The organism is Clostridium sp. 1001271st1 H5 (assembly GCF_005845215.1).
Taxonomy (GTDB): Bacteria; Bacillota; Clostridia; order Lachnospirales; family Lachnospiraceae; genus Enterocloster.
Window position 1 is genome coordinate 180,601 of record NZ_SPHO01000005.1, and the last position, 20,914, is coordinate 201,514.

19 protein-coding genes and 1 riboswitch are annotated in these 20,914 nt (G+C 52.6%); of the genes, 17 read left to right on the top strand and 2 right to left on the bottom strand.

Features of this window, described 5'->3' with window-relative positions:
- Positions 1–10 precede the first annotated feature (10 nt).
- The 10 genes from FGS84_RS09500 (at position 11) to FGS84_RS09545 (ending at position 11,557) form a co-directional block, all read left to right on the top strand.
- The gene (locus FGS84_RS09500; RefSeq protein WP_347563814.1) at positions 11–3,358 is read left to right on the top strand and encodes an ATP-binding protein; all 3,348 of its coding nucleotides are present in this window, start codon (positions 11–13) and stop codon (positions 3,356–3,358) included.
- A 283-nt stretch (positions 3,359–3,641) separates the two neighbouring features.
- Positions 3,642–4,730 carry a sporulation integral membrane protein YtvI gene (ytvI, locus tag FGS84_RS09505; RefSeq protein WP_138307842.1) on the top strand — a complete coding sequence of 363 codons (1,089 nt, stop codon included), beginning with the start codon at positions 3,642–3,644 and terminating at the stop codon, positions 4,728–4,730.
- Positions 4,731–4,851: 121 nt separating this feature from the next.
- Positions 4,852–5,901: a 16S rRNA (cytosine(1402)-N(4))-methyltransferase RsmH gene (rsmH, locus tag FGS84_RS09510; RefSeq protein ID WP_138307844.1), complete on the top strand. Its 1,050-nt coding sequence runs from the start codon at positions 4,852–4,854 to the stop codon at positions 5,899–5,901.
- A gap of 43 nt (positions 5,902–5,944) precedes the next feature.
- Positions 5,945–6,958, top strand: coding sequence for an SDR family oxidoreductase (locus FGS84_RS09515; protein WP_138307846.1), 1,014 nt, complete (start codon positions 5,945–5,947; stop codon positions 6,956–6,958).
- A gap of 65 nt (positions 6,959–7,023) precedes the next feature.
- Positions 7,024–7,629 carry a DNA-3-methyladenine glycosylase I gene (locus FGS84_RS09520; RefSeq protein WP_138307848.1) on the top strand — a complete coding sequence of 202 codons (606 nt, stop codon included), beginning with the start codon at positions 7,024–7,026 and terminating at the stop codon, positions 7,627–7,629.
- A 242-nt stretch (positions 7,630–7,871) separates the two neighbouring features.
- Entirely contained in the window at positions 7,872–8,513 is a 642-nt protein-coding gene (locus FGS84_RS09525; protein ID WP_227146949.1) for a hypothetical protein, read from the top strand.
- Positions 8,510–9,460, top strand: coding sequence for a hypothetical protein (locus FGS84_RS09530; protein WP_138307850.1), 951 nt, complete (start codon positions 8,510–8,512; stop codon positions 9,458–9,460). Before FGS84_RS09525 ends, FGS84_RS09530 begins: the two co-directional genes overlap by 4 nt.
- On the top strand, positions 9,433–10,638 hold the full coding sequence (locus tag FGS84_RS09535) for an SPASM domain-containing protein (RefSeq protein ID WP_243129934.1): 1,206 nt from the start codon (positions 9,433–9,435) through the stop codon (positions 10,636–10,638). Before FGS84_RS09530 ends, FGS84_RS09535 begins: the two co-directional genes overlap by 28 nt.
- Positions 10,635–10,994: a helix-turn-helix domain-containing protein gene (locus tag FGS84_RS09540; RefSeq protein ID WP_138307854.1), complete on the top strand. Its 360-nt coding sequence runs from the start codon at positions 10,635–10,637 to the stop codon at positions 10,992–10,994. Before FGS84_RS09535 ends, FGS84_RS09540 begins: the two co-directional genes overlap by 4 nt.
- A gap of 146 nt (positions 10,995–11,140) precedes the next feature.
- Complete coding sequence (locus FGS84_RS09545; protein WP_138307856.1) at positions 11,141–11,557, top strand: pyridoxamine 5'-phosphate oxidase family protein; 417 nt, start codon at positions 11,141–11,143, stop codon at positions 11,555–11,557.
- Here the strand turns inward: FGS84_RS09545 and FGS84_RS09550 are convergent.
- Positions 11,521–12,438 carry a hypothetical protein gene (locus FGS84_RS09550; RefSeq protein ID WP_138307858.1) on the bottom strand — a complete coding sequence of 306 codons (918 nt, stop codon included), beginning with the start codon at positions 12,436–12,438 and terminating at the stop codon, positions 11,521–11,523. The two genes, FGS84_RS09545 and FGS84_RS09550, sit on opposite strands and share 37 nt — an antisense overlap.
- A gap of 71 nt (positions 12,439–12,509) precedes the next feature.
- Complete coding sequence (locus tag FGS84_RS09555; RefSeq protein ID WP_138307860.1) at positions 12,510–12,827, bottom strand: PadR family transcriptional regulator; 318 nt, start codon at positions 12,825–12,827, stop codon at positions 12,510–12,512.
- A gap of 122 nt (positions 12,828–12,949) precedes the next feature.
- Between FGS84_RS09555 and FGS84_RS09560 the strand changes: the two genes are divergently transcribed.
- From FGS84_RS09560 to FGS84_RS09590, 7 genes are all read left to right on the top strand, one after another.
- Positions 12,950–13,516: an NADAR family protein gene (locus tag FGS84_RS09560; RefSeq protein WP_138307862.1), complete on the top strand. Its 567-nt coding sequence runs from the start codon at positions 12,950–12,952 to the stop codon at positions 13,514–13,516.
- A gap of 31 nt (positions 13,517–13,547) precedes the next feature.
- Positions 13,548–14,468, top strand: coding sequence for an NUDIX domain-containing protein (locus FGS84_RS09565; protein ID WP_330640826.1), 921 nt, complete (start codon positions 13,548–13,550; stop codon positions 14,466–14,468).
- Between the two features lie 24 nt (positions 14,469–14,492).
- A riboswitch (TPP riboswitch) is annotated at positions 14,493–14,600 on the top strand.
- A gap of 82 nt (positions 14,601–14,682) precedes the next feature.
- The gene (locus FGS84_RS09570; protein ID WP_138307866.1) at positions 14,683–14,979 is read left to right on the top strand and encodes a thiamine-binding protein; all 297 of its coding nucleotides are present in this window, start codon (positions 14,683–14,685) and stop codon (positions 14,977–14,979) included.
- Complete coding sequence (locus FGS84_RS09575) at positions 14,948–15,721, top strand: ABC transporter permease (protein WP_138307868.1); 774 nt, start codon at positions 14,948–14,950, stop codon at positions 15,719–15,721. The genes FGS84_RS09570 and FGS84_RS09575 overlap by 32 nt, the downstream gene beginning before the upstream one ends.
- Positions 15,722–15,780: 59 nt before the next feature.
- Positions 15,781–16,896: an ABC transporter substrate-binding protein gene (locus FGS84_RS09580; RefSeq protein WP_138307870.1), complete on the top strand. Its 1,116-nt coding sequence runs from the start codon at positions 15,781–15,783 to the stop codon at positions 16,894–16,896.
- 74 nt (positions 16,897–16,970) lie between these two features.
- Complete coding sequence (locus FGS84_RS09585) at positions 16,971–17,717, top strand: ABC transporter ATP-binding protein (RefSeq protein ID WP_138307873.1); 747 nt, start codon at positions 16,971–16,973, stop codon at positions 17,715–17,717.
- A gap of 178 nt (positions 17,718–17,895) precedes the next feature.
- On the top strand, positions 17,896–20,868 hold the full coding sequence (locus tag FGS84_RS09590) for an EAL domain-containing protein (protein ID WP_243129935.1): 2,973 nt from the start codon (positions 17,896–17,898) through the stop codon (positions 20,866–20,868).
- Positions 20,869–20,914: the final 46 nt, after the last annotated feature.

The window sequence follows — 20,914 nt, forward strand, 5'->3', positions numbered from 1 at the left end:
GTTGACGGGCGTGAAGATAAAATCAGATACAGAGCTGCATCAGCGCTTGGAGGAAGTGAAGAAACTGGCCAGCCGTATGATGCACATGCACTATTGCGAGCACGATACAGAGGGAATCATTTCCTGTTTTTCAGACCGGTTTTCCTGGATGGGGGCAGGGGAACAGGAGTATCTGTCCGGCAGACAGGCCTGTGTGGAACGGTTCCGGAAGTTTGGTAAAACCATTCCCGACTGTAATATCCGGGATGAGGAATACGATGCCTTCTGCCCCATGGAGGGCATATATGTTGTCATGGGACGGATGTGGATAGCCACGGACCCCAGCACCCGGATGTACCTGAAAGTACATCAGAGGGTGACCTTTGTGTTTCAGGATACAGAGGAGGGGATTATGTGTTCCCATATCCATTGTTCCAATCCTTATCAGGAAATGCTGGACGGGGAGAGCTTTCCGGAAAAAATCGGCAGGCAGTCCTATGAGTACGTCCAGGAGCGCTTAAACGCCCTGGAGGAAGAGACAAAACAGCAGAACCGGCAGCTGGAAGTAATCATGTCCTCCATTGCAGGGGGGCTGAAAATAAGCAATGACGATGACACCTATTCCTTTGCCTATGTCAGCAGGGAGGCGGCGGCCCTGTTTGGGTATACCGTGGAAGAATTTATGGAAGCAACCGGCGGGACAGCAGTGGGAAATGTGTATCCGCCCGACCTTCCGGGCGCCCTGGCTGACTGTGCGGAGGCGTTCAGGGATGGAAACCTTACCTACTCCACCCGTTACAGGGTACGCTGCAAGGACGGAAGTCTTAAGTGGGTCATTGACAGCGGCAAGAAGGCCCAGGATGCGGACGGGAACTGGATGGTCAACAGCCTGTACCTGGATGTGACCAGGTCTGAGGAGGACGCCCAGCGTCTGAGGGAACAGACCCAGCTGCTGGCCAGTATTTACGATACGGTTCCATGCGGCATCATCCGCTTTGTCAGGGACATACAGGGCGGATTCCGTCTTGTTTCCATCAATAAGGCCGTATTGTCGCTGATGGATTACCAGGATATGGAGGAGGGTTTTAAGGACTGGCGCGACGGCGTACTGGGTGCTGTGCTGGCAGAGGACCGCCCGATATTGCAGGAGGCATACCGCAGGCTGAAGGAGGTTGGCGACCGGCAGGACCAGGAATACAGGGTAAGATGGAAGGACGGAAGCCTTCACTGGCTGGAGGGGACCAGTATGATTGTGGGGGTCACTCCACAGGGAGAGGACATCCTGCAGCGCACAGCGGTGGACATCACCCAGCGCAGGATTCTCCAGGAACAGTTAGGGCGGGAACAGGAGATGTACCGTGTTTCCATGGAGGTGAGCTCCGCTGTCATGTTTGAATACCGCATGGATGAGGATGTGTTCATCAGCTACGAACCCAGGACAGGACAGGGAGTGCTCCGCAACGAACTCCCCAATTATTCCAGGATACTGCTGGAACAGCAGGTGGTCCATCCGGACGATGTGCCTACGGTCATTGACAATATCTGCAACGGCCGCTCAGAGGTTTTTGAGGTGCGCTGTTCTGTTCCCGGCGGCCAGCCCGGAAAATTTATCTGGTACAGGGTCAACAGCAGGCTGATTATGGAGGAAGGGAAACCCAGCCGGGTGGTGGGAGCGCTCCACAATATACATTCCATGAAATCAAAGCTCTCAGAGAACAGCGAACGCCTCTATATGAGCCAGTCAGCTCTTCAGGCCATCAATGGCGTGTATGTCAGCATATTCTATGTAAACCTGTCCCAGGACAGCTATTACGCTGTAAGGCTGCCGGAAGCCAGCAAAGGAGCGGGGCTGCCGAGAAACGGGGCCTATTCCTCCGTTCTTCGCAGTTATATCCTTTCGGATGTGGACCCGGCAGACAGGAACCGGGTGGGTTCCATATGCAGCCTGGACTGGCTGCTGGGGGAGCTGTCCGGAGGAAACGAACATATTGAGGTGGAGTTCAGGCACTGCCGCTCTCCGCTGTGGCTGCGGATGGAGGTCCACATGGCTGCCGCGGAGGAGGGAAGGCCAAAGACAGCCATCATCGCCCTTCGCAATATCAGCGCCGAGAAACAGCGGGAGCTGGAGTATTATGAGGAGGAGAAAAAGGCAAAGCATGCCCTGGAGGAAGCATATGATTCCCTGAACCGGGCCAACCAGGCAAAGTCGGATTTTCTCTCCAGGATGAGCCACGACATACGTACGCCCATGAATGCAATTATGGGCATGACGGCCATAGCTAGGAGCAGTCTGTCCAACCGTGATAAGGTGGAGGACTGTCTGTCCAAAATCAGCCTTTCAGGCAGTCATCTTCTGGATTTAATCAATAAGGTGCTGGACATGTCAAAAATAGAATCCGGAAATGCAGGGCTGAGCGAGGATGCTTTCTGCCTGAAGGATTTGGTGGAGGAGGTGTCCCAAATCATCAAACCGGATATGGACAGCAGGAAGCAGGAGCTGTCCATTGACATAAAGGAGATGGCCCACCATGCCGTATACGGGGATGCGGTCCGGGTCAAACAGATACTCATCAACCTGCTGTCCAACGCAGTAAAGTATACTCCTGACAGGGGCCGTATATCTGTATCCCTGGAAGAAAAGCTTTCCAGTGAAAGCGGGGTGGGATGCTTTGAGTTTGTGGTGGAGGACAACGGCATCGGCATGACGCCGGAATTCCTGGAAAAGCTGTTCATGCCCTTTGAACGGGCCGAAGATTCCAGGGTCAGCCAGGTCCAGGGAACCGGGCTGGGACTGGCTATTACCAGGAATCTGGTGCAGATGATGAACGGCACCATCCGTGTGGAGAGCCGGTTAAACAGGGGGACCCGGTTCATTGCCACCATATTCCTGAAGCTGGCTCAGGAGGAGACAGGAGAGGGTGCCCCGGACAGCGGCAATGAAGAGGCCCCGGCCCCATTTCCGCCCGGGACCCGGGTGCTGCTGGCGGAGGACAATGAGCTGAACCGTGAAATCGTGGTGGAGCTTCTGGCCATGTTTGGAATTACAGCTGTGTGCGCGGTCAACGGTCAGGAGGCAGTGGAACGGTTTAAGGCGGACCCGCCCGGAACCTATTCCCTTATCCTTATGGATATCCAGATGCCTGTGATGGACGGATACACGGCAGCCAGCGCCATCCGCAGCCTGGGCAGGACAGGACAGCGCCCTGACGGGGCGGGGATTCCTATTATTGCCCTTACAGCCAATGCTTTTGCCGACGATGCTTACCGGGCCAGACAGGCAGGAATGGATGAGCACGTGACAAAGCCACTGGAAATCAACCGGCTGCTGGAAATCATGCACCGGTACCTGGATGGGCCTGACAGGAACCCGCCGGATTAAAAGTTCGTTAAAGAATGGGCCGTCCTCTTGTGTAATCCGTGCTTTTCCCATATAATAGGCCGTAAACAGAATTACATGAGGAGAGGACGGATTCCATGGACGATGAATTCGGTGACACTGTCCCGAAGAATAAATATCTGATACAATTTACCGCATGAGTGGGTTGAGGCATGGCTTGCGCACATTTGGGTGCAGGCCGTGTCTTTTTGTTTTTCGGAGGAATACCGGTAAACGGGGCGTTGTCCATGGATGTTTTGTCCGTCCGGACAGAAAGGAATAAAACATGAAAACGGAAGCAAGAAAATCATTTATCATCAACTGCATGTATTTTACAATCCTGCTGCTGGCAGCCTTTGTACTGCTGAAAATTGGGCTGCCCATGGTGGCTCCCTTTGTCACTGCGTTCGTGATTGCATATCTGTTGAGGAGGCCAATCTGCTTTGCAGCAGGCCGTCTGCACATGAACAGGAAGGTTACGGCCATTCTTACGGTGCTCCTGTTCTACAGCGGGGCAGGCCTGCTGTTCACCCTTCTCTGCGTCAAGATGTTCTCAAACGGGAAACTGCTGGTGGCGGGACTGCCGTCATTCTATGCCAATCATGTGGAGCCGGTATTTACCGGAATCTTCAGCGGCATAGAACAGTCCCTCCTGCGCATGGACCCTTCCCTGCTTGGGACCTTGGAAGAGCTGGAGGGCCATCTTGTACAGTCCGCCGGACAGATGGTATCCGGCATCTCCATGGGGGTCATGGGATGGCTCTCCGGTTTTGCCTCGTCCTTACCCGGCATGTTTATCAATCTGCTGCTCATGGTCATTACCACCTTCTTTATTGCTGCTGATTATGAACTGCTGACCGGGTTCTGTCTGCGGCAGCTGGGGGACCGGCCAAAGGCGGTCTTTATGGAGATACAGTCCTACGTGGTGGGCACCCTTTTGGTGTGCATACGTTCCTATGCCCTAATCATGACCATCACCTTTGTGGAATTGTCCATTGGCCTTACCCTGATTGGGGTGGAAAATTCGCTGGTCATTGCATTCCTCATCGCTGTATTTGATATTCTTCCCGTGCTGGGGACAGGAGGAATCATGATTCCATGGACTGTTATCACTGCCCTTATGGGCAACCACGGCCTGGCCCTGGGGCTACTGGTGGTATATCTGTCCATAACAGTCATCCGCAACATCATAGAGCCTAAAATCGTGGGAAGCCAGATTGGCCTTCATCCGGTGGTTACGCTGGTAAGCATGTTTGTGGGGGCGCAGCTTCTGGGGGTGCTGGGACTGTTTGGTTTTCCCATCGGCCTGTCCCTTCTGCGCTACCTGAATGAGACAGGGACCATACGGCTGTTTAAAACAGGAGAGGGAGAGTAAAGGAATCGGACGGAACAGATTTCAAAACAGATTTCCTTCCAACACATATTGCATCCCTGCCTAAATGCTTGGTATAATGGTAAAGATAAGAGGAAATCGCAGAGACAGAGGAGAGTAAGACATGGAACAGGAAGGGCAAAAGCACCAGCGCCGTGTGCGCTACAAGGGAACGCATCCCAAACGTTACGAGGAAAAGTACAAGGAGCTCCAGCCGGAAAAGTACCCGGAAACAGTGGCCAGGGTCATTCAGAAGGGAAGCACTCCTGTGGGTATGCATATCCCCATTATGGTGGATGAGATATTGGAGTTCCTGCAGATACAGCCGGGCCAGACCGGTCTGGACGCCACCCTGGGATACGGGGGCCATACCAGCAGGATGCTGGAGCGTCTGGAGTCAAAGGGGCATATCTATGCGCTGGATGTGGATTCTATTGAGATGGAGAAGACCAGGAAACGGCTTGAGGATATGGGCTATGGGCCGGACATACTGACCATCCGGAAGCTGAATTTTGCCAATATAGACCAGATAGCACAGGAGTCAGGTCCCCTGGATTTTGTGCTGGCGGATTTGGGCGTATCATCCATGCAGATTGATAATCCGGCCAGAGGTTTTTCCTTTAAGAAGGAAGGTCCCCTGGACCTGCGTCTGGACCCGCTTAAGGGGGAGCCTGCGTCTGAGCGTCTGAGGAGTCTTACCCAGGAGGAATTTACAGGTATGCTCATAGAGAATTCCGACGAACCCTACGCAGAGGAGATTGCCCGCGCGGTCATGGGAGAAATCAAGCGTGGGAGGGAGGTTGCCACCACTACCAGGCTCTATGAGATGGTAGACAGGGCATTGGCGTTCATTCCGGAGGAGGACCGGAAGGAGGCGGTGAAGAAGTCCTGCCAGAGGACCTTTCAGGCCCTGCGCATTGATGTGAACAGCGAGTTTGAAGTATTGTATGAATTTCTGGACAAGCTTCCGGGCGTATTAAAGCCCGGAGGACGGGCTGCTATCCTGACCTTTCATTCCGGTGAGGACAGGATTGTAAAGAAGTCATTTAAGGAAATGTACAGGGCGGGCCTATACAGCCAGGTTTCTGCTGATGTGATTCGTCCGTCGGCAGAGGAGTGCAGGATGAACAGCCGTGCCCATTCCACCAAAATGCGGTGGGCCATTAAGGCGTGACTCACAGGCTGACAGTTACAGACAGGAATAAGGAGGTGCTATAATGAAGGCATTATTTATAGGGGGAACAGGAACCATCAGCACGGCAGTGACAGCGCTGGCCAAAGAGAGAGGATGGGAGATTACCCTTCTCAACCGGGGGTCCAGACCAGTGCCGGACGGAATGGAATCCATTGTGGCGGACATTCATGATGAGGCGGCGGTGGCCCGGGAATTGGAAGGCAGGACATATGACGTGGTGGCTCAGTTCATTGCATATGGGGCCGGGGATGTGGAACGCGACATACGGCTTTTTCAGGGAAAGACAAGACAGTATATTTTTATCAGCAGCGCGTCCGCGTACCAGAAACCCATGGCAGGCTGTCCCATAACGGAGAGCACGCCTTTAATTAACCCGTACTGGGAATATTCCCGCAAAAAAATTGATGCGGAGGAGGTTTTGACGGCCGCGTACCGAAGGGAAGGGTTCCCGGTAACGATTGTGCGTCCCAGCCATACATACGATGGGAAAAAGCCTCCGGTGGCCATTCATGGCGACAGGGGAAACTGGCAGATATTAAAGCGGATACTGGATGGAAAACCGGTCATCATACCAGGGGACGGCACCTCCCTGTGGACGCTCACCCATTCCTCTGATTTTGCCAGGGGGTACGTGGGGCTTATGGGCAATCCCCATGCCATAGGCAATGCCTATCATATTACCAGCGATGAGTCCATGACCTGGAACCAGATTTATGAAACCCTGGCAGAGGCCCTGGACAGGCCCCTGAACGCCCTTCATGTGGCATCTGATTTTCTGGCTGAGCATGGAAAGGAGTATGATTTTGCAGGTCAGCTTCTGGGGGATAAGGCATGCACGGTTCTGTTTGACAATACGAAAATCAAGAGGGCAGTGCCTGATTTTGTATGCAGGGTGTCCATGGCAGAAGGACTTCGCAGTTCCGTCCGCTACATGCTGGACCACCCGGAGAGCCAGACGCCGGACCCGCAGTTTGATGCATGGTGCGACCGGATAGTCATGGCATGGAAGGCTGCGGATGAGGCATTTGGAAAATAGGGATTGTTTGTGAACCGTTGGACCCATCAGGGGGAAACGGATAGACAGTAAGGAGGTCCTGGCAGATGGATGGGTGTACATGGTGTCTGTGCAATGAAAAGATGAAGAAATACCACGATGAAGAATGGGGCGTTCCTCTTCACGATGACCGTGGGCAGTTTGAGTTCCTTATGATGGAAGTCATGCAATGCGGACTGAACTGGAACATGATGATACAGAAGCGGGAAATCTTCCGTCAGTGTTTTGACGGGTTTGATTATGACCGGATTGCAGCATATACAGAGGATGATATTGAGCGTATCCTTATACAGGAAGGAATGATTAAATCCCGCAGGAAAGTGGAGGCTGTTATTCATAATGCCAGATGTTTCCGGAAGGTCAGGGAGGAATACGGCTCATTCAGCGCTTACATATGGGGCTTTTCAAAGGGAAAGACCATTTTGTACGCAGGCCATCAGAAGGGCAGGATTCCGGCACAGAACGCCCTGTCACAGCAAATCAGCCAGGATTTGAGGAAACGAGGATTTAAGTACCTGGGACCGGTCACGGTCTACTCCCACCTCCAGGCCTGCGGCGTGATTAACGACCATGTGGAGGGGTGCTTCAGGTATCGTGATATTGTGGAGCGCTATCCCACTGTGAGAAAGCGGGACAAGGCGCCGGATGCCTGACGGCCGGTATCAATAGAACAGCCATGGGTATTTTGGTGCGGGATAACTGATTATAATAAGGTGATGAAAGGGATTCGGGTCTGTCTCAGGCCGCGAATCCTTTTTGCTTTCCAGGCGACAGAAAAGCTTTAACTGAAATTAAGAATTATTCAAAGAACAAAGAAGGTATGTGTGTTACCATAGAATCATCAGAGGTATCAGGGCGGCTTTATCCCTGGTACGGTGTGGCGTGAGGAGGGAGTATGATGAAAATGAGGTGGCGTGTGGCGGCGGTCATAGTCTGTGTGGCAGCGTTGTCTTACTGTGCGGACAACAGGCCCAATCTGACGCTGGCGGAGAAACCGGTGATTTATCTGTACCCGGAACAGACCCGGGAGGTAAGGGTCAGACTGGATTACGACGGAAGGCTTACGGATACGATTCCTGCCTATGGGGATGGATGGCAGGTCACGGCATGGCCGGACGGAAGGCTGGTGAATCAGGCTGACGGGCAGGAATATCCCTATCTGTTCTGGGAAGGGGAGGACTGCACGGAGTATGATATGTCCAAAGGGTTCGTGATTCCGGGAAGCGGGACAGAGACATTTCTCAGGGAAAAGCTGGAGTTTTTGGGGCTGGTTCCAACGGAATATGAGGAATTCATTGAATACTGGCTGCCCAGGATGAAGGACAATCCTTATAACCTGATTACATTCCAGAGGGAAGCCTATGAGAAAACGGCCCGGCTGTACATTTCACCGCAGCCGGACAGTGTGCTCAGGATTTTTATGGTGTATACACCGCTGGAGCAGCCTGTCCGGGTGGAGGAGCCGGAGATGGACAGATTTGAACGGAAAGGCTTCACTGCAGTGGAATGGGGAGGAAAGGAGGTTTTGGCAAAATGAAAGTTAAACCGGTTGTTTATTATAAGAAGCCGGGATATCCCGCCGGGGCTGACATACAGTCTCATCCTGAACTGCTAAAAAAGGTGCCGGACAGATGGGCTAAGAACAGTGTGGTGCTGACGGCTCTGGGAATGTCCCTTGCACTATGCGCCTGTGCAGCGCCGGGAGGCGAAGGACAGAACGGCATGAACCCGGGAGGCCGGGACCGGGAAAATGCAGGCCAGGCCAGTGCAAGTCAGGCCAGTGAAAGCCAGAGTGGCCGGGACTCAGGAGAGCCGGAAGAGGACGGAGGAACAGAGGGCGGAACAGAAGGGAAGGGCCTGGTGGCACCTGTATTCATTCATGGAGGCGGGACCGGGGCCTATGGCTGTGTGGCAGTGACCTCTCCATTTTTCCTGTCAGAGGAGGAGGCATATGAAATTATAAAATCCGAGGCGGAAAGCTATGGAGGAATTGCATTTGCACGGGAAACCGCCCCTGTGCTGGAGCAGGTGAAACTGCCGGAGAGCCGTCTCTTCAGCGGGCAGCCCGTGACAAAACAGTCCGTCCGGAACGGCGATTTATATCTGGACGAAGCGGATGAAGATAAGAACATAGCCTTTGAGTTTATTTCCAGGGACGATGTATATGAATGGCGGAAGGAGAACGAGGAGGCCGCGGCTACTTTTACGCTCTATGATGTAAAAGGGACCGCGCAGCAGCTGAGGAAGGAACTGGTTTCCTATGGGCCGGACATGGCCCTGGGAATTTTTTATGACCCTTGCAATGATGTGAATATGGAAGGTGTTTTTGATGCAATGGCCCAGGCAGAGGAACGCGGGGAGACCTTTGACTGGGATGGGGCCAGTCTGGAAAAGAAGGCGGAAGCCAGGGAAAAGTCAGAGAAGGAGCTGCGCGCCCAGGTGCGTGATTTCCTGGATTGGCTGAAAGGACAGGGGGTAATCTGATGCATGTGACGCTTCATCTTACCAATGCCTGCAATCTGGCCTGCGGATACTGCTATGAGTGCCACAGGAAGGATTATATGACAGCCGGGACAGCCAGGAAAGCAGTTCTTCTGGCAGCCGGGAACGGGCGGCCCTCCTGCGGCGTCCTGGCAGCCGGGAACAGGCAGCCCTCCTGCGGCGTCATATTCTTTGGCGGGGAACCCCTGCTGTGCAGAGACGTGATTTACGGCACAGTGGCTGCCTGCAGGAAAATGGAGCATGATTTAAATACCCGATTTCATTTTAAGATAACCACAAACGGGACGCTTTTGGACCGGGAATTCCTGGACTATTCCAGGGAAAACCATATTCTGATTGCACTGTCCCATGACGGAACGAAAAAAGCCCACGATTTTTTCCGGAGGCATAAGGACGGAAGGGGCAGCTATGATGAACTGGAGTCCGTAATCCAGGAACTTCTGGCTGTCCATCCTTACGCTCCGGTTATGATGACGGTATGCCCGGAAACGGTAGGAGAATACGCCAGAGGAATTAAGGAATTGTGGAAAAAGGGATTCCGTTATTTCATATGCAGCCTGAACTATGCCGGTACATGGGACAAGGGCTCCATCAATGAACTAAAAGCACAGTATGGCGAACTTGCTGACTTTTACTATGAAATGACCTGTAAGGAGGAAAAATTCTATTTCAGCCCCTTCGAGGTCAAGATAGCCAGCTGGGTTAAGGGGGCCGCCTACTGCCATGAGCGCTGTGAGCTGGGCTTAAAACAGATTTCGGTTGCCCCGGACGGGGTACTCTATCCCTGTACGCAGTTCGCAGGCCATGGCAGCTATGCCATTGGCACGGTGGACCAGGGCATAGACCAGGCCAGAAGGCAGCGGCTGTACGCTGAGAGCCGGAAGGATAAGCCGGAGTGCAGCGGATGTGCAGTAAAGCAGCGTTGTAATTGTACCTGCGGGTGCCTGAATTTCCAGGTAACAGGAAACATCCGCCAGGTGGCTCCCATGCTGTGCTTCCATGAACGGCTGGTCCTTCCCATTGCGGATAAGCTGGCTGCCCGGCTGTATAAACAGAGAAGCGGGATGTTTATCCAAAAGCATTATAATGATATGTTTCCGCTGATTTCGCTGGTGGAGGACAAGGCGGGAAGACAGGGGGAAGGAGGGAAGAAAAAATGAAGACAAGGACGGAGTACACATGTCCTCTGGAATTGACCCATGACATCACAAAGGGAAAATGGAAGCCTATCATACTGTGGCAGCTGGGCAAGGAGCCTCATTCGCTGGCTGGCCTGAAACGGGAGATAAGGGGAATCAGCCAGAAAATGCTGATTGAGCAGTTAAGAGAGCTCTGTGATTATGGAATGGTGTCAAAGATATCCTATGAGGGATACCCCTTAAAGGTAGAATATTCGCTGACCGGCCGGGGGATTAAGATGCTGGAAGCAGTGGTTATCATGCAGGGAATCGGAATCGAAATGATGATGGAGGACGGCAGGGAAGAATTCCTGCGGGATAAGGGTTTGCTGGATTAGGGCATGGTCACAAAAAAGTGTGTAATTTACAGGGAGCCTCTTTCGTGCTAGAGTGTGTTTGACAATTACGTTCCGCCGGATGGCGGGGATGAAGTTTCTAATACGCTCCGGAGTGCATCGGAGGAAATATGAGAGGAGGCATTTTTATGAGGGATGCAGAAACAACCATAGGAAACTTGGCGGATAAACAGACCGTGGCTTTTATCGGGGTTACGGATGAGGAGGGATATCCGGCTGTCAGGGCCATGCTGGCGCCGCGGAAGCGGGAGGGGATAAAGGTCTTTTATTTTACCACCAATACCTCATCCAGACACGCGGCGCAATACCGTGAAAATCCCAAGGCATGTATCTATTTCTGCGACAGACGTTTCTTCCGGGGCGCCATGTTAAAGGGCACCATGGAGATTCTGGAGGACAGAGCAAGCAAGGAAATGATATGGCGGGAAGGAGATACCATGTATTATCCGGGCGGAGTTACGGACCCGGATTACTGTGTGATGCGCTTTACGGCTGTCTCCGGAAGGTTTTACAGTAATTTCCATTCAGAGGATTTTGAGGTATAGACTGAAATGAAAGCAGCGGGGAAAGCCGGCAGGTCCAGCACAGGGTCATACCGGTAAGCGGAAAAAATAAATCCCAGCAGGAGCATGTTTGCCATGATGCTCAGCTTTCCCTCTGATACCAGCGGAAGATTGGTGAACGCAGCATACTGATAACCGAAGTTTCCCAGAACATAAAGGAGGCTCTGGAACAGCAGGCAGAGGCCGCAGTAAAACGATACGCTTGACGCCAGGGCGCCGCGGGTTCTGAGGACACAGGAAAAAATAAGTGCATAAAAGGCCGCCATGACTGTCAGGAGCAGAATGCCGGGCAGCCATCCATAGAGAAGGATAACCACGGCAACCAGGTAATTGCTGTAATAGTGCTGTGGAAGGATATCCCACAGGGTAACACTGGATTCATCGTAGTGAAGATATGGGTTCCTCCTTAAGGTTCCCAGCTTCACACGTTCCTGAAGCTGGTATTCGCTCTGGTCCTCTGCCTGGCCGAAATACCATTCCCCTGTCCCATAGTCCATCATCTCGGACTGCGTCATTGAAATCCCTCCTATGAGCGGGGCTCTCGATAAGAGGTCCTGTATCAGAATGCCATTGTAGGAATCATCCCATACAGAGGATGCATGATTCCCAGGTGCTGTAAATTTCTGAAAAGATGTCTGCTGAAACGGAAGGGCTGAGAACAGTCCTATGATGCATAAGCTGCCGGCCATGGCAAAAACATACAGTGTCCTTCTGGAACCGCCAAATACATTGCGGTGAATCATGAACAGAAGGGTCCCTGTGAGGGAGAACAGGAAAACAGCCATTGCGGGCAATATAACATCAAAGTGCAGATGAAAATGCAGCAGGACGGCAGCGCCCGGAACCAGAACAGCCGCCGCCATTGCGCGCCCTGCATTTGCACGCAGACGGTAAAGTGCGACAACGAGAACCGGTCCCAGGAGCAGGATTTTTCTTATCCAAACAGAACACCTCCTATCACCTGGTTGACAGCTGACTGGAACACGTTCCATTCCTCCAGCTTATCCTGAAGCAGTTTCCTTCCCTGTTCCGTTATAATATAATACTTCCGCTGACGGCCGTTATCCGCAAGCCGTATTTCACAAATAACGGCTCCCTGCTGCTCCAGAGAGTGGAGCAGGGGATAGAGGGTGCCCTCCTTCAGGGAAAATATGTGATTGCTCCGCTTTTCCAGCTCCCTGATAATCTGGTATCCGTACATGTCCTGCTGCTCCAGAAGCTTCAGCAGAAGCATGGACGTTCCCATAGCCATATTCTTCTTGACAAAAGCAGAATAACTGTATATCATGATATTATCAAATAGATAATAACTAATAGATAATAATTATTTAATAATAACTGCAGAGTGATTCGATTACATATGGAGGTAAAGCAATGGTATACACATGGGAGGCACTGAAAAGGGCATACAATGCAGGCCAGCATTTCAAGTTCTTATTTTTCTGGGGCCACACTCCGACGGCGGACGGTCATATTACAGAAACCTGTCTGAGCCAGTGGTGGAAATGCAGCTTCACAGCAGAGGGTGTTGCTTATACCTGTGCGGAGCAGTTTATGATGGCTGAAAAGGCCAGAATGTTCGGGGATACGGACATGCTTGGGAACATCATGGAGGCCAGGGAGCCAAAAGCCATGAAGGCCTTTGGACGGGCAGTAAAGAATTTTGATAAGGAAATTTGGGATGCGGCCTGCTATGAGCTGGTTCTCAGAGGAAATATGGCAAAATTCTCCCAGAATCCTGACCTTTGGGAGTTTTTAAAATCCACCAGAAAACGGATTCTGGTGGAGGCCAGCCCCAGGGACCGTATATGGGGAATCGGCATGGGAAAGGGCAACCCGGATGCAGAGTGCCCGTTAAAATGGAGAGGAAGCAACCTGTTGGGATTTGCCCTGACAGAGGCCAGGGATTTGCTGCTTGAAAAAGAGGAGAATGCTGATTGAAATGGGAGAACATAAGGAAAACAAACCGTGTATGAGGGATAGGAATGGCCTGACGGAAGAGGAATTTCTAAAACAATATAACCCGGGCCACTATGCCCGCCCGTCAGTGGCAGCGGATATGGCCATTTTCACGGTGACGGACCAGGAGGAGGCCAATTACAGAAAACTGCCGGAGAAGAACCTGAGCATCCTTCTGATTCAGAGGGGGGGACACCCTTATCTGGGGTGCTGGGCCCTGCCGGGAGGTTTTGTAAGGCCGGAGGAGACTACGGAGCAGGCTGCCAGAAGGGAGCTCAGGGAGGAAACCGGGCTGGGCCAGGTGTATATGGAGCAGCTGTATACGTTCAGCGAACCGGCAAGGGACCCCAGGACCTGGGTTATGAGCTGTTCCTATATGGCATTGGTGGACAGCAGCCAGCTTAAACTGCAGGCCGGCGATGACGCGGACAATGCCAGATGGTTTCATGTTTCCTGCCGTCTGACCGATGAATGCAGGGACTATGGGCGCAGCGGGACCACAGGCCAGGTGGAGTCAGTGGTGCACATACAGCATTACGAACTCAGACTATGGGCGGATGATACGGTCCTCTGTTCCGGGATTGAGAAAATGACCGTGAAGAGCAGGCAGGCGGAGACAGTGGAATATAAGATAACGGATAACCAGGGGCTGGCATTTGACCATGCCAGAATCATATTTTACGCCCTGGAACGGCTTCGCGGGAAGGTGGAATATACAAGTCTTGCCCTGCATCTGATGCCAGGGGAATTTACCCTGACACAGCTGCAGCAGGTATATGAGGTGATTCTGGATAAAAGCCTTTTAAAACCCGCCTTCCGCCGCAAGATTGCATCTCTGGTGGAGGAGACGGATTCCTTTACGGAACGGGAAGGCCACCGGCCCTCGCGCCTTTACAGGAGAAAATGGGAGACTCAGGTACCTATTGACTTTTAAAAAGAGCCGTAGTATACTTGTCCCAACAACGAAAAGGGGTGCTGGAGTGGAATCCGGCTGAGATGGAATATATTCTGAACCCTGATACCTGATCTGGATAATGCCAGCGTAGGAAGCCTGCAGAAGATATAAGTTTTTGTGAGTTTTATCCCGCCCGGAATATCCGGACGGGATTTTTTAATCCATGTAATTTTCATAGAAAAGGAGAAACAGTATGAACGCAAGCGTAGCAATCCAGTCACTTCCAAAAGCAGCAGATGATGAGGAATTAATCCGTATTGTGGACGAGGTTATCGATTACATTAAGAGCACGGGGTTAAACTATTACGTAGGACCCTTTGAGACAACCATTGAAGGGGATTATGACCAGCTGATGGATATTGTAAAAGAGTGCCAGCACATTGCAGTCAGGGCAGGCGCTCCCTCTGTGGCTGCATATATCAAGGTTTCTTATCACCCCGAAGGAGATGTGCTTACCATTGAAAAGAAAGTCACCAAGCATCACCAGTAAACTGTGGTCTGTTTCAGCCATCCTTTCCATTCTTATCCTGTGGCAGCTTGCAGTGTCCCTTGGGCTGGTGGAGGGATTTATGCTCCCATCACCGGTCCAGGTAGCCGGAGCATTCATAAAGGAATTCCCGGCCCTTATGGAAAATGCCGGGATTACGCTGGCTGAGGCCGGGCTGGGACTGGTACTGGGAATCGCCACAGGCTTCGGGGCAGCTGTGCTGATGGACCGGTTTGATAAGGCATACAAGGCTTTTTATCCCATCATTGTACTGACCCAGACCGTACCGGCGGTTGCCATTGCGCCTCTTCTGGTGCTGTGGTTCGGCTATGAAATGACTCCCAAGGTTATACTGATTGTCATTACCACGTTCTTTCCCATCACAGTGGGGCTGCTCACCGGATTCAGGGCAGCTGACCCGGATGCGGTGAATCTGTTGAAGGCCATGGGAGCGGGCCGGTTCCAGATATTCCGGTATATCAAGCTGCCGGGCGCCATGGGCCAGTTTTTTTCCAGTCTCAAGATATCTGCCTCCTATGCTGTGGTGGGGGCTGTGATTGCCGAGTGGCTGGGCGGTTTCGGCGGACTGGGCGTTTACATGACAAGGGTAAAGAAGGCATTTTCCTTTGACAAGATGTTCGCGGTTATTTTCCTGATATCGGCTATCAGCTTAATCCTGATGTGGGCCGTGGAACTGCTTCAGAAAAAATGCATGCCATGGGAAACCAATCTGAAACAAAAATAGAACGGAAGACAGATATCCGGCATAACACAAAGGTGTTCCGTAAAGAGGAGAGGATTAGAATGAAAAATAAACGCGCAAGTATGCTGATGGCGTCCCTGTGCCTGGGAGTACTTCTTGCCGGGTGCGGCAGGGCTCCGGTTACAGGAGATAAGACCGCCCCCGGCCAGTCTGTGGCTGATACACAGAAAGAAACCGCATCAAAGGAAATTACACAGAAGGAAACTGCACAAACGGGAGCCGGAAACCAGGGTGAAAACACGCCGGGACAGGATGTAAAAAAGCTGACGTTCGTTCTGGACTGGACGCCCAACACCAACCATACAGGTATCTATGTTGCCCGGGAAAAGGGGTATTTTAAGGATGCGGGCCTGGAAGTGGAAATCGTGCAGCCGCCGGAAAACGGGGCCGAGGTATTGGCTGCCTCGGGCAAGGCCCAGTTCGCCATGTCCTTCCAGGACAGCCTGGCGCCCGCGTTTTCAGGGGACAATCCCCTTCCCGTGACCGCTGTGGCAGGAGTTATACAGCACAATACATCCGGTATTATTTCCGCGAAAGGCGGGGGAATGGACCGCCCAAAGGGACTGGAGGGGAAAAAGTATGCCACCTGGGACCTTCCGGTGGAAAAGGCTACCATAAAGGATGTAATGGAAGCGGACGGAGGGGACTTTGATAAGGTGGAGCTGATTCCCAGCACAGTGACGGACGAGGTGACGGCCCTGAAGACAAAATCCGTGGATGCCATATGGATTTTCTATGCATGGGCAGGCGTCAAGACAGAGCTGGAAGGCCTGGAGACAGACTATTTCGCATTTGCTGATTTAAATCCTGTATTTGATTTTTATACACCGGTTATCATAGCCAACAATACATTCCTCCAGGAGGAGCCTGAGACAGCCAGGGCATTTCTGGAAGCGGTCAGCAGGGGATATGAGTTTGCCATAGAACATCCCCGGGAGGCAGGGGACATTCTGTTAAAGGCTGCGCCGGAGCTGGACCCGGAGCTGGTAAAAGCCAGTCAGGAATACCTGGCGGATAAATACCGGGCCGACGCACCCCAATGGGGATACATTGACCAGGAGCGCTGGGATGGGTATTACGCGTGGCTGAATGAAAAAGGGCTTACGGAAACGCCCATTGAGGCGGGAACCGGATTTACCAACGATTATCTGCCGTAAGGCCGGGGACGGAAAGGCAGTGGACAGATTGTCCGGCGGAGAAAAGGCCGGACCAGCCGGGCCAGGAGGAGAACATGGAGCAACTGAAGGTAGAGGGAATTTCAAAATCCTTTGACGGGGAGCCGGTGCTGGCGGATATATCCATAACCCTGAACAAGGGTGAGCTGGTGTCGCTTCTGGGAATCAGCGGAGGCGGAAAAACCACGCTTTTTAATATCATTGCAGGGCTGTCAAGACCGGATGCAGGGCGGGTCCTTCTGGACGGGGAGGACGTGACCGGCTGTCCGGGCCGGGTGAGCTATATGCTGCAGAAGGACCTGCTCCTTCCCTACCGGACCATAGAGGACAATGTGTCCCTTCCGCTGGTTGTAAAAGGAATGAAGAAGGGGAAGGCGCGGGAGCAGGCAGCGCCCTACTTCCGTCAGTTCGGCCTGGAGGGCACACAGAAGAAATATCCGGCCCAGCTGTCAGGAGGCATGCGTCAGAGGGCGGCCCTGCTTCGCACCTATCTGTTTTCAGGCAGTGTGGCCCTGCTGGACGAGCCCTTTTCAGCACTGGACATGCTGACCAAGAAATCAGTCCATGACTGGTATCTGAAGGTGATGGATGAAATCCACCTGTCCACCCTGTTCATTACCCATGACATTGAAGAGTCCATATTGCTGTCCGACCGGATATACCTGCTGACAGGCAGGCCTGGAAGGATAACGGAGGAGCTTGTTATAAGAGAGCCCAAGCCCAGGGACAGGGATTTCAGCCTTACGGAAGAATTCCTGGAATATAAGAGGCACATACTGAGACATCTGGAAAGAACAACCTGAAAAAGAACAGCCTGAAAAATGAGGAGCCCTTTCACCGGTTCCTTATTTTATTTTTCTATCTATTATGTTTATATATATTGTTTTCCTGTATTTTACCATAAGGTTGACGGGGACAGGTAAAAAATATTATAATTAATATATTTCAATGATAAGCTGCGTGCGGAAAAGAGGTACTTGCATGAGTACGAAAAGAAGCAGTGATGAGACAAGCATTTACATTATAGACAGGGATTACAGGCTGGTGCATTTTAATGACGCCCTGAAGCGGCGGTTTAAGGATGTGCGCTGCGGTGATTTCTGCTATGAGAAGCTGTGCAGCGAGGACAGGCCCTGCCAGGGCTGTCCGCTAAATGAAGATTCGGACGGGGCTGTCATGTTTTATAACAAAGCCATCCAGCAGTGGGTGGAAGTGAGTACAGGTGACATGGACTGGCCGGGACATGGGGCCTGCCGGGTGATTCTGGTCCGGGAAATCTATGAGGGCAATAAGAATCTCTTTTACAACCTTACCAGCATTTCTGCCTATGACGAATTGTTTGAGCTGAATTTCACCAGGGATTACTATAAGATACTGTACCATCAGGAGGGGAAGTATGTAATTCCTGCGCCGGAGGGAACGCTGGGCTCCATGGTCCGGGATGTATCGGAACACATGATTCATCCGGACGATGCCCGGCGGTTCCTGACGTTCTGGGACCCGGAGCGCATCACATCCTGCCTTTGGGACCGTGATGACAGCCGCGTCCTGAAAGGGGAGTTCCGCAAACGGAAGGTGGACGGAACCTGGTGCTGGGTGGCGCAGATTGTAGTGCCTATTTTGAACGGCGCTGAGGACGAGAACATTGTCATGTGCTTTATACAGGACATTGACGAGCAAAAACGCAGGGAAGAATCATTGACCAGGGGAAATCAGGAGCCGGAGGAGCGCCCGGACCCCGTCACCGGGCTTTGCAGGAGGCCGGTGTTTTTCAGGCAGTCGGACGCTTTCCTGAAACATGTAAGAAACCCTGAGGATTACTGCCTCATGGCCATTGATATTGAGCATTTTAAGCTATTTAATGACTGGTATGGGCCGGAAACAGGGGACCGCCTGCTGGCCATGATTGGGGCACTGCTGGATAAGACGCGGGCAGAGGAGGGCGGGCTGGCCGGTTATATGGGCGGAGACGATTTCGTTATACTGCTTCCGGATGCGCCCGCTGTCCTGCGCAGGCTGCAGGAGGAGATAACCAGGTACATGAAGGAGTATGGCGGCACAGCCGGCTTCCTTCCGGCCTTTGGCATCTATGGAATTGACGGTGGGGGCCTCCCTGTCAGCAACATGTATGACCTGGCCGTCATAGCCCTGTCCTCGGTGAAGGGTAATTACGCCCAGAGGGTCAGCCGGTATGACAGCCGCATGAAGCAGAAGATGGAGGAGGACCACAGGCTTTTATCTGAGATACAGCGGGCCCTGGCCAATGGCGAATTCACCTTCTATGCCCAGCCCAAGTGCAATATGCGGACCGGAAAGATTGTGGGGCTGGAATCCCTGGTGCGATGGAACCACCCGGTGCGGGGCCTCATAGCCCCCGGCGTGTTCATTCCCCTTTTGGAGAACAACGGGCTCATAACAAAGCTGGACCTGTATGTCTGGGAGGAGGTCTGCAGGAATGTCAGAAAATGGATAGACAGCGGCCGCAGGCCCATTCCCATATCGGTCAATGTGTCCAGGATGGACATTTATGCCCTGAATGTGACCCAGGTATTCCAGGAGCTTATCAGACGCTACTGCCTGGACCCCGGGCTGATAGAGATAGAGATTACGGAGAGCGCCTATGTGGAGGAATACAAGGTCATAACAGCTGTGGTGGAGGAGCTGCGGACCGCAGGCTTTACCGTGCTTATGGATGATTTCGGCAGCGGTTATTCATCCCTGAACATGCTGAAGGATGTAAATGTGGATGTCCTGAAAATCGACATGAAATTCCTGGATATGGACCGCAGCAGCGTGGACAAGGGCATGGGAATCCTGGAGGCAATCACCCGTATGGCCAATATTGTGGGCATACGCATGATAGCGGAGGGAGTCGAGAGCAAGGAACAGATGGAGCTGCTTCTGGACATGGGCTGCACCTACGGGCAGGGATATTATTTCTACCATCCCATGCCCATAGAAGTTTTTGAACCGCTTCTGTCAGATGAGGCCAACATTGATTTCAGGGGAATCAAGGCGAGGCAGATTGAGCGGATTCGTCTTCAGGAGCTGATGAACGGGGACATGGTAAGCGATGCCATGATGAATAATATTCTGGGCGCTGTTGCATTTTATGATTTATACGAGGGCAGGCTGGAGCTTCTGAGGGTCAATGAGCAGTACTGTTCCGTCACCCGCACCACGGGCATGGACCTGGAGGAAGTACGCAAATCCATTATGGACACCATATTTGAGGAGGACAGGAGCCGTGTGATGGAAATATTCAGCCGGGCCAGACAAAATCCTATAAAAGGAGCGGAAGGGGACCTGCGCAGCAGGCGGGGAGACGGAACTTCCATGTGGATGCATCTGAGGGTATTTTTCCTCAGGGAGCAGGACGGCCACTGGCTTTACTACGGAGCCATAAGCGATATATCCCAGCAGAAGCACAGGGAGCAGCAGCTGGAAGCCTCCCGGCGCGCCCTGTCGTCCGCAGTATATATTTCGGAAAAGGACGAGTCCTTCATGAAGCTGGACGAGGAGAACCGCAGGGCCGCTGCCTCCATCTTTGCCCAGATGATGCCCGGCGGCATGATAGGAGGTTACTGCGAGGAAGGATTTCCGCTGTATTTTGCCAACCATGAGATGGTAAAGCTGCTGGGCTATGAAACCTTTGAGGAATTGCGGGAGGCAATCCGGGGACAGGTCATCAACACCATTCACCCGGATGACCGGGAACGGGTGGCGGCAGACATAGGACCGCGGTATTACACCGGCCTGGAATACACCACCACCTACCGCATGCCCAAGAAGGACGGCACCTGGTTCTGGACCCTGGACAAGGGCCGTGTCATTGAGGCGGAGGACGGCCGCCTGGCTATCATCAGCGCCTGCACGGACATCTCCGAGAGCATGGAGGCCCGGCGCCTGCTACACCAACCTTTGGGAGATACGGCGGATAATGAATTCAATTGACCTGTCATAATAGAAAAGACGGACAACCAGCCATATAAAGCAGAAG

Excerpts from the sequence above, each read along its gene's own strand:
- ytvI (WP_138307842.1), top strand. The coding sequence starts at position 3,642 with ATGAAAACGGAAGCAAGAAAATCATTTATCATCAACTGCATGTATTTT.
- rsmH (WP_138307844.1), top strand. The coding sequence starts at position 4,852 with ATGGAACAGGAAGGGCAAAAGCACCAGCGCCGTGTGCGCTACAAGGGA.
- FGS84_RS09515 (WP_138307846.1), top strand. The coding sequence starts at position 5,945 with ATGAAGGCATTATTTATAGGGGGAACAGGAACCATCAGCACGGCAGTG.
- FGS84_RS09520 (WP_138307848.1), top strand. The coding sequence starts at position 7,024 with ATGGATGGGTGTACATGGTGTCTGTGCAATGAAAAGATGAAGAAATAC.
- FGS84_RS09525 (WP_227146949.1), top strand. The coding sequence starts at position 7,872 with ATGATGAAAATGAGGTGGCGTGTGGCGGCGGTCATAGTCTGTGTGGCA.
- FGS84_RS09530 (WP_138307850.1), top strand. The coding sequence starts at position 8,510 with ATGAAAGTTAAACCGGTTGTTTATTATAAGAAGCCGGGATATCCCGCC.
- FGS84_RS09540 (WP_138307854.1), top strand. The coding sequence starts at position 10,635 with ATGAAGACAAGGACGGAGTACACATGTCCTCTGGAATTGACCCATGAC.
- FGS84_RS09545 (WP_138307856.1), top strand. The coding sequence starts at position 11,141 with ATGAGGGATGCAGAAACAACCATAGGAAACTTGGCGGATAAACAGACC.
- FGS84_RS09550 (WP_138307858.1), bottom strand. The coding sequence starts at position 12,438 with ATGGCGGCGGCTGTTCTGGTTCCGGGCGCTGCCGTCCTGCTGCATTTT.
- FGS84_RS09555 (WP_138307860.1), bottom strand. The coding sequence starts at position 12,827 with ATGGCTATGGGAACGTCCATGCTTCTGCTGAAGCTTCTGGAGCAGCAG.
- FGS84_RS09560 (WP_138307862.1), top strand. The coding sequence starts at position 12,950 with ATGGTATACACATGGGAGGCACTGAAAAGGGCATACAATGCAGGCCAG.
- FGS84_RS09565 (WP_330640826.1), top strand. The coding sequence starts at position 13,548 with ATGAGGGATAGGAATGGCCTGACGGAAGAGGAATTTCTAAAACAATAT.
- FGS84_RS09570 (WP_138307866.1), top strand. The coding sequence starts at position 14,683 with ATGAACGCAAGCGTAGCAATCCAGTCACTTCCAAAAGCAGCAGATGAT.
- FGS84_RS09580 (WP_138307870.1), top strand. The coding sequence starts at position 15,781 with ATGAAAAATAAACGCGCAAGTATGCTGATGGCGTCCCTGTGCCTGGGA.
- FGS84_RS09585 (WP_138307873.1), top strand. The coding sequence starts at position 16,971 with ATGGAGCAACTGAAGGTAGAGGGAATTTCAAAATCCTTTGACGGGGAG.
- FGS84_RS09590 (WP_243129935.1), top strand. The coding sequence starts at position 17,896 with ATGAGTACGAAAAGAAGCAGTGATGAGACAAGCATTTACATTATAGAC.